Raw genomic sequence first — 10,874 nt, forward strand, 5'->3', positions numbered from 1 at the left:
GAGTCTTAGCCATGACATCAAACATCCATTCTCGCTCCATCGTCATCGACGGTCTCGTCGTCTCGCGCTGGAGCCGCAGCGTCTTCGAGCACATGCAGCGCGGTGGTCTCACCGCAGCCAATTGCACGTGCTGCGTCTGGGAGAATACGCGCAGTACTATGCAGAACATCGCCAACTGGAAGCGATGGCTGCACGAGCACAGCGACCTGATCATGCCGGTGAAGACGACGGCCGATATCAAGCGCGCCAAGGAAGCCGAGAAGGTCGGGATCATCCTCGGCTTTCAGAACACCGCCGCACTCGAAGACCGCCTCGATACGCTGCCCCTGTTCAAGGAACTCGGCGTCGGCGTCATCCAGATCACCTACAATACGCAGAACCTCGTCGGCAGCGGCTGCTGGGAGGAGAACGATGGCGGTCTCTCGGGCTTCGGCCGCGAAGTCATATCAGAAATGAACCGGCTCGGGATCCTCGTCGATCTATCGCACGTCGGCTCCAAGACCGCCGATGACGCAATCAAGTACTCGGCGCGCCCTTGCGCCTATTCGCACGTCTGTCCGACCGGCCTCCTCGATCACCCGCGCAACAAGACCGACGAGCAGCTCCGCACGATCGTCAACAAAGGCGGCTTCGTCGGCGTCGCCACCTACGCGCCATTCATGCCGAAAGGCGGCGCCTCGACGCTCGACGACTGCATCGACATGTTCGAGTACATGATCAACGTGTGCGGCGAAGGTAATATCGGCATCGGCACCGACTTCACCCAGGATCAGGACGAGGCCTTCTTCGATTGGCTCCGGCACGACAAGGGTTATGCACGCCGTATGGTACCCTCGCGCGGGACCGCGCCATTAATCGCCGGACTAGAGAATCTCGCGCAATATCCTAATCTCACTCAGGCAATGGAGCGGCGCGGCTGGAGCGAGACCCGCATTCGCGGTGTCCTCGGCGAGAACTGGCTGCGGTTTCTTGGAGAAGTCTGGAGTGTTTAGCGAAGCGCTGAGCGCCATCATTATGTTCCGAGCATCGCACCCTGGCTGTCGCCAATGCTCAGCTGGCCAAAGACAGGAGGATGAGATGACCGAGGTACAGGCCGCGGCGCATGGCTATGCCGATGTCGGAGTGCCGTACTACACTACGTGACGGCGGGAAGCGGTCGGTCGCGCAGACATTTAGGGTTTGGTCCACGACAAGCTCGGCCACCGCCAGTTTTATCTAGCCGGTCACGACTGGGGCGGCCCAACCGCATCGCGCTAGCGACCGCCCACCGGGCGGCCGTTCGCCGCTTGGCGATCATGGATGTTATTCCCGGCGACGGCGGCGACTTCAGCCGAGGCGGCCTGCGTTGGCACCACCATTTCCATAAGACGCCGGATCTGCCGGAAGCACAGGTGCAACGCCGCGAGGACATCTATCTCGGCTTGTTCTATCGTACCTTCGCGTTCCGGCCGGATGCGACGGGGCCGGACGACGTGGCGGAATATCTGCGCACCTACCGCCAACCAGGAGCGATGCGGGCGAGCTTTGAATTCTACCGTGCTTTCGAACGCGACGCCGCGGACAACGTGGCCGAGATCGCAGCAAACGGCCCGCTTGCGATGCCAGTGCTCGCGATCGGCGGCGGCGTGGACTACCCGCATTCGCGCAGCCGCGGCACCGAGCCCGAACAATCACTGCGACGGGTCGCAACAAACGTGCGCGGCATTGTCATTCCCGACTGCGGCCACCAGGTTCCCGAGGAGCAGCCCGATATTCTCGCCGACGCGCTCGAACGCTTCTTCGCGGAGGACAAGTCCCGAGGCAGATCGGTCACGCAACTGCTTTGGTCGTGTCAAGGAACGCCAGCAGCCCCGGCCTCTATGCGCGCGTCGATATCCTCGCTGTCAGCCAACCGCGCGCATGGCACCCTAGTTGAGTTTCACTACTGCAAACCAAGGCCTGTCTCCCGTTACTTTCCTCCAAGCGGCGCGTTGGCTCTGGCGAGTTCGAGGCCTTCTCGCGCGAGCAGGGTTAGTTGGCCGCGCGTCTCGACGGCTTCCATGTAGTCGTGCTCGAAGTTCGGGTAATCGGGCGTCGTGATGACGAAGGCGTCCTCTTTCATCCAGCGGTCGAAGCGGCGGTTGTAGGCGCGCTCGGCAGCGAGCCTGTCAGCTGGCGAGCGACCGGCATTGTGGGCGTATCCGGGTGGGATCGGCGTCTTGCGGCACAGCCCCGTGAATTCCTGGAAGCGCGCGACCTCGGCATTGCGAGGTATCTTTGGCTCGGGCGACTTCATAACGTTCCGCCAGCTGCGGATAATGCGCGATGCTCGGCGGCAGGCGCTGCGCGTGTGCCCACGGTCGGCGGCCGCCTCCAGCCAGCCGTCCTCAGACCTCTCCCGGATGCGCGCAGCGAGTGCGCCGCCGCCTAGACTGTCACCTAGCCTCGAGAGCTGGCTGTAACCGAGGAGCGCGGAGATCTCGCCCGCTGCCTCGGCCGCCGCGAAGTGCTGCATAGCCGCCTCGGCGAGCTTCGGGAAGATGTTGCGGAGCCCAGAAGCATCAACTTCGCCGGCGGCGGCGCGGGTGACCACCGTCGCCAGCTTGAAGCCCGCGTGCAAATGCTCGTCGGGATCCCCGCCGGCGGTCGCGATGCGGGCAGCCTCGATCAAGCGCTCACCGGGATTGTCGACTTCGATCACCCGACCCGAAGTCTGTCCATCCGCCTTGGCTAGGCAATCCTCGAGGTACGAGGCAGCGAGGCGATCACCGGCCGCGATCAACGCCTCGAGCTCACCCGCGCGACGCCGGTTGTTGTCGCGCCCCGAGTTCCGGCAGGCGTATGTGGTGGCAAGCAGAATGTTGAGCCGAGCTCGCACCAGGCCGAGCCGGGCCGCGCGCCCGAACAGCCGCGCAGCCTCCGCGCCGTCCCTGTCGACGCCCTTGCCGCGATACTTGAGCACCGCGAGGTTGTTGAGCGCGACCGCATCATCGCTCTCGCCGAGGCGCGCATAGATCTCCGCCGCCTCGGCGATATCGTTGTTGGCAAGCAGCGCCCGTGCGCGGCCATGCTCAGCGCCGAGCGGGTGCGACGGCACGAGCGCCATGAACAATAGCGCGGCGACGCACACTACGGCGAGCGTCGCGACGGCAAGCCTGATCGCATCACTCATGGCGCTGCTCCGACTGGTTCCGCGGTCTCATGGATTGAGGGACTTGATGAAACGCACTTCCTCGAGCAGCCGCTTGACGGCGTGCCAAGTCGGTGGCGGCACCGGCTCCTTGAGGGTGCGCGGCTGGTACGCGAGATAAATCTTGTCAAACCTCCGTACGGACCGGGGCGGCCGCCGATCGAGGCAGTCGTGAGCCTCATCGACGGCGGAGTTGTATTGCTCGGCACTCGTCTTGGGCCTGCTGCGGATGCGCGAGAGGCTGTCCTCGGCCATCCGGCAGACCGTATTCCAGTCACCCACTGCAGCAGCAGTGCCCACCCACTGTGAATGCGTTCGCGCGCGAATGGCCACGGACATCGCGTCGTTCCCAAGGTAACCGGAGAACTCCTGCGAAATGGCACCGATCCATTCGTAGGCTTCAGGCCGGCCGCGCCCGGCGGCAGCAAACAGCAGCTGCTTTGACTTTTCGATGAGCGGCGCCACGGCGCGGTCGTAGTCAGCGCGCTCCTGGTCGGTGCTCGGCTGGCGCGTCGTGCGTGCGAAATCGAGAATGGTCCGGCCGGCCTTGAGCAACAGGTCGGGTGAGCCCGCTGCCAGGATGTCGTCAGCGACCGCTGTCAGCGTCTCGGTCACATCGGCGATCTTTTGGCGGGCCTCAATGAAATAGAGGCAATCGAGCAGCTGCGAGGCGGCGACCATGTCGCCCTCACCGGCGAGATCGCGCAGCATCAGCGAGGCACGTGCGTTGTTGCTGGTGTTGAAGCGGCAGCGGCCGTACTGGACCGTGACGAGATTTAGCTTGGCGCGCGGAAGGCCATTTGCCGCCGCGCCGTGCAGTAGTTGCTCCGCGACCCGAAGCTCATCAGCCGATCGAGCCTGGCGATAGATGAGGACGGCGAGGTTGTTCTGGGCGATCGGGTCGCCGGCATTGGCGAGCGGACGGAGCAGCCAGTGGGCGATGAACGGCCGCTCGGATTGAACCGCCCTGTCGGCCCAGTCGCGAATGGTGTTCGGCGCAACGACGAAGGCAAGAAAATAGGGCAGAAGCGCGAGCGCGATGATGCCGCCAACGGCAGCGGCGAGAACGATGGTAAGCAGCCGGCGCGACTTCCACATTGTTCTGCCCACGGCCACGAGTTGTCAGAGCAAATGGATTTCCGTCTATGCCTCTCGACGCTATGTGAGAACCACTTAGGAGTTCGTTGCGCATTGTCACGCTCGAACACAAGTCATTGGACATGGTGACGGCGAGATTAATGCCAATCTCAGGATCGTACGGCGGTGCGCGGAACGCACCGGCTCGGCCGCGGAAGTCAAAAGAAGATTAGCTTGGGCGTTCCCGAGACCTTGATCTCGCTTGATTGCCGTTCGGTTGCTTCAACTCGCGGAGCACGCCGAAGGTGGGCGCGCCGAAGCCGTTGGCCCAGACGTGCGTCTGGCGGTCATGCAGGGCAAGCTGAGCTCTTTCGCCGAATTGGTTTGCATTGTGTAGCCGTTGTCGCGCGGGCGTGGCCGCCGCTACGGCATCGATCATAAGCGGCAATACCAGATGGGCCGTTGATGACGCGCGATCAGCATTTGATCATGCCTAGGAGGAAGCAGAACGCGCGGCCGGTCGGCCGCGCTTCCACGCCCGCTATCGTCAGTACGGAAAATGATCCAGGCTGCCTAGTGGTGGCGCTGCATCGCATGAGAAATGCGCGCCTGACCACATTGGCGCTCGATGCCCAAATTATTTTGCAAGCTTACAATGGGTTTGCCCGCCGTATTGCGCCCCTTCGGTCCAGCAGCCCGTACGACGGCAAGTGGAAAGCTTGGGTGAGCAGTGGTCGGCCGTGCACTTTGCCTTGGATTCCCCCTTGGGGTTGTTTGCACAGCGTGCCGAGCATTGGTTGAAGAAGCCCCGGCATGATGACTGCGCCGCAGCGGTGTCGAGCGCTGCAGTGCCAAGAAGGAACCCAAGAAGGAACAGAAGACATCCACAGCAGGCAACAACTTTTCTCATCCCGATCCTCCGACGCCCGTTGCGGGCTTAAGATGTTTTTGGCTGCGGGAGTCGCATCCCGGTGACGGCAATGAGCGATGCTCACCCGAACGCCTGCTGGTCAGGGAGGCCTGGGAGATTGATGGCAATGCGTTCAGAAGCCCCCGCAGCCCTAGTCATACTTGCCGTCACCGGAACCAGTTTGGCCCCCGCAGGATACGGCCTACGGACACGGTCGGCATATCGCAACGGCGATGTGCTGATCCTTGCTGAAGGTGTTCTGAAATTGCTATTGTCGCATGGGGTTACTGGTGATGGATGAAATTGCGATGGGGGCATTGCGCTTTGACGCTTTCACCTTGGAGCTGTCGGATGAGCCGCAACTGAAGCGAAAAGGTGAGCTCATCACCCTCCGGCCGCAGTGCCTGAAGGTGCTTGCTTATCTGGCGCGGCATCCTGGCAAGGTGATCTCGAACGCAGATCTCATAGAGTCCTGTTGGGAAAATCCCAAACAGACGAACGTCAATTCCGTTGCCCAGTGCATCAGGGAAATCCGCGAGGCGCTAGGGCAGACGAACCACGCCGTCATCCGCACGGTTCCCCGGCGAGGCTATCTGTTCGCGGCTTCAGTGGTGGCTGTCCCGGACATGCCGTCCGATGATGCTCATCCGAATAATGTGATCGGCAAGCCATCTACGAACGCACGGCCAGCCACAGCCGCGGCGCGATGGATCCGCGAGCTCGGTCAGAGATGGCTGGCATTCGCAGCTGGGGCGATGGCTGTGATCGGCGTGGTGGGCTGGCTGGTCTGGGCATGGTCGGGGCGATCGGCGGAGCCCACTATGATGGCAATGCCATCGATCGTGATGACACCCGTGAAGGCGTCGGGCGCTGATGCCGATAAGCTGGTGGCGGGGCTTGTGGATGAGATCGGCGCGGGTATCTGGCGTGCACCGCGTGGCTTCAAGCCCGATGTCCGACATGCTGATATTCTCGAGCTTGCACGAGGGAGGCAAAGCCGAGCTGATGAAGCGCGCTATATCGTCAAGACCAGTGCCGCCCTTGATGGCTCCACGATCCATCTCAACGTCCAGCTTGTCGATGCGGGTCTGGCTCGACAGGTTTGGGTGGGAACATTCGATTATTCGTCCATCGAGTCTGGAGCGCGGCCCCGCACGGCCGCGCGCGTGGGGCGAAGCCTGGTGGCGGAGATCCTCCGCGCCGAGGTGCAGCGCCCGCTACCGGCCAAGCCCGGGGCTCCCCACTGGACCATGCTCGGCCGCTGGCTGATGAACAATGAGCGCAGCGCGCAAACAAATGCGCAAGCGATCGATTTGTTCGAGAAAGCGATTCGGGCGGAGCCCGACTATGTCGTCGGCCTGGTCAATTATACGCGCGCGATGACAGACCACATTCTGAATGGCTGGGCACCCAAGGCCGAGCGGATGGAGCGGATCACAAAAGCCGAGGCCGCTATCAATCGCGCAATCAAGCTCGAGCCCGACAATGCCGGCGCTTATCTCAGTCGCGGGGGTCTCCTGCGCGCGCGTGGTGACTTTGCCCAAGCGATCGTCGCGTTCGAGAAGGCCCTGGAGCACGATCCGTACTTTGCAAACGCCCATGCCGAGTTGGGCCGCACCAAGATCGACGTGGGATTGGCCCAGCAAACGGAAGGGCATATCAAAGCCGCCATTGCGTTGAGCCCAACGGATTTCGCGCTCTACATCTGGTGCTATTGGGCGGGTCTTGGCACGCTGCATATGGGTGACCATGGCGCTGCGCTGGCCTGGCTACAGCGATCACTTGAGGCCAATCGCGCCTACGACAACACGTTGCGGCTGATGGCGATCGCTTACGCTTACGCAGGCGATGAGAGCGAAGGCCAACGCAGAATGCAGGAATTCCTGAAGCTCCGGCCGGGCTTCACGCTGGCGCGCTGGAAGCAGGAGAACACGACACGTATTCAGATTGTGGGTGAGCAGCGAGCCCAAATGGTAGGAGCAATGCAAAGGCTTGGCGTCCCGGAAGCAGAACGGAGAGAAGCCGCAGGTCGCTGATCGAGGGTTTCTCGATAGCGCCGCACGCCCAGGACAAAGCATGAGGTGCGCGGCTCGGCCGCCAACAGCTTGCGCCATCTGAACAGAAGGTTGGCCGCCACGGCATGCCGGCAGATCAGTGAATTCCACTGCTCAAGCCTCGATCGCTTCCTTGACGCCGGACTTCTTGATCTGTGTGAGCGAAGGATGGCCGCCACGCTCGCAAATGAGGACGTCAATCTCCCGACAAGAGCAGACTTCGACACGGCTGATTTGGCCGAGCTTGCTGCGATCAGCCTCCTGGATTTCCAAGCGAGAGCAGAGGGCGGCCATGACCATCACGACGATGACCAGCCGCGAGTTCAATCAGGACACGAGCGGCGCCAAGAAGGCGGCAAGCAAGGGGCCGGTGTTCATCACTGACCGCGGCCGTCCGGCGCATGTCTTGCTCACGATCGAGGAGTACCAGCGCCTCGCCGGTGGCCATATGAGCCTGCTGGAGGCGCTTGCTCAACCCGGGGAGGCCGCGGACTTCGACTTTGATCCGCCGCGCATCGGAAGCGGCATCTTCAAGCCCGCCGAACTCGACTGATGTTCCTGCTCGACACCAATGTCATCTCCGAGCTTCGCCGTCCGGAAAGAGCAGATCCCGCTGTCGTGGCATGGGCGAGCACGCAGCCGGCCGCGAGCCAGTTCCTGTCCGCGATCTCGATCCTCGAAATTGAGCTCGGAGCGCGATTGGTCGAGCGCAGGGATGGCGCGCACGGAGCGAGCCTCCGCGCCTGGATCGACAATCAGATCCTGCCGCACTTCGAGGGGCGCATCCTCGCCATCGATGCGGCCGTGGCCCTGCAGTATGCTGGCCTCCATATCCCGCATCCGCGCCCCGAACGTGATGCACTGATTGCTGCGACGGCTGCGGTCCACGGGCTGACAGTCGTCACCCGCAATGTCACCGACTTCCAGCCGATGGGCGTGACCGCACTCAATCCCTGGATCACCCCCTGACGTCGGCTTGCGCAGGGCAAAGTCGGCTGGCCTCGCGGCGCCCAGACCTATGCCCCGGGCCAGCACAGCCTTGGTGAGAAATCCCATTAGCGGGCATCGGTCGACGAGCTCACGCTCGCCATCTTCGGCTGGGCAAACAAGTGGCGCCTCCAGTTCGCGCGGCAGCGATATATTCGAGTGAATCGTTTGCTATTCGACGATGCTCGCCCCATGCTCAGCGAAAGGCGGCGCCATGTGTATTAGCTAGTGCTGTGTACGCACTCCGGCGCCTGTCACCGATCGCGGACGGGAGGAACGCCTGTGATCGTCACCCACGAACCTTGGATCGTGGCCCTCTCCATTCTGGTTGCCATCCAGGGCGCTTATGTCGGCCTGAGCCTCACGCAAGAGCTGCCAAACAGCGCCGGAGGCCGGAGACGATTGCTGCTCGCCGGCGCTGCAATAACGCTCGCGGTGGCGATCTGGTCGATGCATTTCGTGGGCATGCTCGCGGTCCAGTCGCCGGTCCGGATCGACTACCTCGTCCTCCCGACGCTCATTTCCTTCTTCGTCTGCGTCTTTGTGGTCGGACTTGCCGTCTTCGTCGCTTCGAGTGCGCCGCACTCTCTTGCGATCCTGGCCGTCTCCGCGACGGTCATGGGCGTTGGCATCGTCACCATGCACTTCATCGGCATGCAAGCCCTGCACGCGAACGCCATGGTCCACCATGACCCGATGTACGTCGTGGGCAGCTTTCTCATCGGTGTGATCGTCTCTGGCCTCGCCATCTACTTCACATTCGTCGGGCCGCTGCGGCCACCGCTCGTTGCCGCGTCGATCGCGCTCGGCGTGGCGATTTCGGGGATGCACTACACCGCTATGGCCGGTATGATGCTCCATCCCCTGCCGACACACGTTGCTGCCGAAGGAACGGCGGTTTCGCGCGATCTTCTGGCAGTGATCGTCGCCATCGTCGCGTTCGCCAGCTCGTTGGCATTCCTGATGGCACTCGTACCGGATAGCGTTCCCGACAGCACGCACAGCGCCGACAGGCACGCACCGGCCGATATGAACGCATCGTTCGTTTCCGGCGCGGCATTGCAACCCGCAATGGCAGGTTCATCGGCGCATATCCCGAGTTCGGCGGATCATCGGGCTGCGACAGGTCCGGCCATGGTTCTGCCCATACAGAAGGAAGGCGCGACCCACTATTTGCCCGTCGGCCGTATCTATGCAGTCAAGGCCGAGGCGCACTATACCACGATCTTCGATGGCACCGATCAGCTCTTCTGCAATCTCTCGATCAGTGAGGTCGAGGCGCGACTCAGCCAAAGCCGATACGTTCGCGTGCACCGCAGCCACATTGTTGCGGTCGAGCACGTGCAATCCATGAAGAAGTCGGGCGATGGCGCAGTCGCCCATCTCGACTCGGTGACGCCGTATACTGTCCCGATTAGCCGTCGGCGCATTGCCGAGCTGAAGGCGTTGCTCGACGCCCGCACGTAGCGGCCCACGCGCAACCTGATTCTCCAATCCACATTCTCCAATCCACCACCATCGAGGCGAGAAAAATCATGCGCGACGTACGGCTGTGCGCTGCAGCGGCGCGTGCGCTCCCTCGGACAAACGCGCGGTCGATACCTGAATGGGTCAGTGGCGCTGTCGCACTTCGTGCAGTTATTGCCGCCGTTCGTGCCTCTGAGGCGCTGATGCCGTGTTCGGTGCTCCGGCCTTTGCCTCCGCACCGCACCATTAACTAGTCTCATATCTCACCCGGCTGCAGCGGCTCTCCGCCCCGCGCTCGCCGGCGCGTCAAAAAAAAGTCCAACAGGGAGCGATGCCCGTGATACCGGCCCCATTCTCCTATCACCGTCCGAAATCTCTCGCCGAAGCCACAGCGTTGCTTGCCGAGCACAACGACGAGGCGCGTGTTCTGGCAGGCGGGCAAAGTCTCATCCCCATGATGAAGTTCCGATTGGCCGCGCCGGAGCACCTCGTCGACGTCGGCAACATCAGCGAGCTGAAAGGCATCCAGCGCACCGGCAACACGCTCATTGTCGGCGCAATGACGACGCAGCACGAGTTGCAGCAGAGCCAAATGCTGAGCGAGGCGGCTCCGATCCTCAAAGAGACATCGCTCCTGATTGCAGATCCGCAGGTCCGGTACATGGGCACGATCGGCGGCAACGTCGCCAACGGCGATCCCGGCAACGATATGCCCGCCGTTATGCTGTGCCTCGATGCCGCGTACCGGTTGACGAGCGTCACCGGCACCCGCACCATCAAGGCCCGTGATTTCTACGAGGGCACGTACGCTACCGCGCTCAAGACGGGCGAGATCCTGACCGCGATCGAGATCCCTGTGCCGCCCGCCGGCCACGGCCACGCGTACGAGAAGCTGAAGCGCAAGATCGGCGACTATGCCACTGCCGCCGCAGGTGTCGTCCTAACCACACGGGGCGGCCGGATCACGACCTGCGCAATCGCCATTTCTAACCTCGCCGACAAGGCGATCCTCGCGACCGACGCAGCCGCTGCGGTCATCGGCACAGCGCTGGAGAAGCCGACCCTCGATAAGGCCATCGCTGCCGCGCGCTCAATCATGTCACCGGCAACAGACACCCGCGGCACCACGGAATACCGCACATCGGTTGGCGGCATCATGGTCGAACGCGCACTCAAGTGCGCCCTCGCTCGCGCCAAGGGCTGACCAAAG

9 protein-coding genes are annotated in these 10,874 nt (G+C 62.7%); 7 read left to right on the forward strand and 2 right to left on the reverse strand.

Annotation, left to right across the window (positions count from 1 at the left end; translation table 11 throughout):
• The first annotated feature begins 11 nt into the window (after positions 1-11).
• Both CS1BSM3_RS06555 and CS1BSM3_RS27890 read left to right on the forward strand, forming a co-directional pair.
• Positions 12-992: a dipeptidase gene (locus CS1BSM3_RS06555; RefSeq protein ID WP_072386206.1), complete on the forward strand. Its 981-nt coding sequence runs from the start codon at positions 12-14 to the stop codon at positions 990-992.
• Positions 993-1,286: 294 nt separating this feature from the next.
• Positions 1,287-2,045 carry an alpha/beta fold hydrolase gene (locus tag CS1BSM3_RS27890; protein WP_143149099.1) on the forward strand — a complete coding sequence of 253 codons (759 nt, stop codon included), beginning with the start codon at positions 1,287-1,289 and terminating at the stop codon, positions 2,043-2,045.
• On the opposite strand, the gene CS1BSM3_RS06565 is transcribed toward CS1BSM3_RS27890, so the two are convergent.
• Together CS1BSM3_RS06565 and CS1BSM3_RS06570 are read right to left on the reverse strand one after the other, a co-directional pair.
• Positions 1,949-3,151 carry an SEL1-like repeat protein gene (locus tag CS1BSM3_RS06565; protein WP_072386208.1) on the reverse strand — a complete coding sequence of 401 codons (1,203 nt, stop codon included), beginning with the start codon at positions 3,149-3,151 and terminating at the stop codon, positions 1,949-1,951. The genes CS1BSM3_RS27890 and CS1BSM3_RS06565 overlap by 97 nt on opposite strands.
• 27 nt (positions 3,152-3,178) lie before the next feature.
• Positions 3,179-4,267, reverse strand: a complete 1,089-nt coding sequence (locus CS1BSM3_RS06570) for a hypothetical protein (protein WP_072386209.1) — start codon at positions 4,265-4,267, stop codon at positions 3,179-3,181.
• 1,182 nt (positions 4,268-5,449) lie between these two features.
• Here CS1BSM3_RS06570 and CS1BSM3_RS06575 point away from each other — a divergent pair.
• From CS1BSM3_RS06575 to CS1BSM3_RS06600, 5 genes are all read left to right on the forward strand, one after another.
• Positions 5,450-7,192 (forward strand): winged helix-turn-helix domain-containing protein, encoded by a 1,743-nt coding sequence (locus tag CS1BSM3_RS06575; RefSeq protein ID WP_174263638.1) that lies wholly within the window; start codon positions 5,450-5,452, stop codon positions 7,190-7,192.
• A 310-nt stretch (positions 7,193-7,502) separates the two neighbouring features.
• Positions 7,503-7,763, forward strand: a complete 261-nt coding sequence (locus CS1BSM3_RS06585; RefSeq protein ID WP_072386212.1) for a type II toxin-antitoxin system Phd/YefM family antitoxin — start codon at positions 7,503-7,505, stop codon at positions 7,761-7,763.
• A complete protein-coding gene (locus CS1BSM3_RS06590) occupies positions 7,763-8,179 on the forward strand; it encodes a type II toxin-antitoxin system VapC family toxin (protein WP_072386213.1) in 417 nt (138 codons plus the stop codon). Before CS1BSM3_RS06585 ends, CS1BSM3_RS06590 begins: the two co-directional genes overlap by 1 nt.
• A gap of 300 nt (positions 8,180-8,479) precedes the next feature.
• Entirely contained in the window at positions 8,480-9,664 is a 1,185-nt protein-coding gene (locus CS1BSM3_RS06595; RefSeq protein ID WP_072386214.1) for an MHYT domain-containing protein, read from the forward strand.
• 337 nt (positions 9,665-10,001) lie between these two features.
• Entirely contained in the window at positions 10,002-10,868 is an 867-nt protein-coding gene (locus CS1BSM3_RS06600; protein ID WP_072386724.1) for an FAD binding domain-containing protein, read from the forward strand.
• The last annotated feature ends 6 nt before the right edge of the window (positions 10,869-10,874 follow it).

Origin of the sequence: Hyphomicrobium sp. CS1BSMeth3 (assembly GCF_900117415.1) — a bacterium.
In the GTDB taxonomy this organism is placed as follows: domain Bacteria; phylum Pseudomonadota; class Alphaproteobacteria; order Rhizobiales; family Hyphomicrobiaceae.

Coding starts and splice junctions, on each gene's coding strand:
- CS1BSM3_RS06585 (WP_072386212.1), top strand. CDS start 7,503: ATGACCATCACGACGATGACCAGCCGCGAGTTCAATCAGGACACGAGC.
- CS1BSM3_RS06565 (WP_072386208.1), bottom strand. CDS start 3,151: ATGAGTGATGCGATCAGGCTTGCCGTCGCGACGCTCGCCGTAGTGTGC.
- CS1BSM3_RS06570 (WP_072386209.1), bottom strand. CDS start 4,267: ATGTGGAAGTCGCGCCGGCTGCTTACCATCGTTCTCGCCGCTGCCGTT.
- CS1BSM3_RS06590 (WP_072386213.1), top strand. CDS start 7,763: ATGTTCCTGCTCGACACCAATGTCATCTCCGAGCTTCGCCGTCCGGAA.
- CS1BSM3_RS06575 (WP_174263638.1), top strand. CDS start 5,450: ATGGATGAAATTGCGATGGGGGCATTGCGCTTTGACGCTTTCACCTTG.
- CS1BSM3_RS06555 (WP_072386206.1), top strand. CDS start 12: ATGACATCAAACATCCATTCTCGCTCCATCGTCATCGACGGTCTCGTC.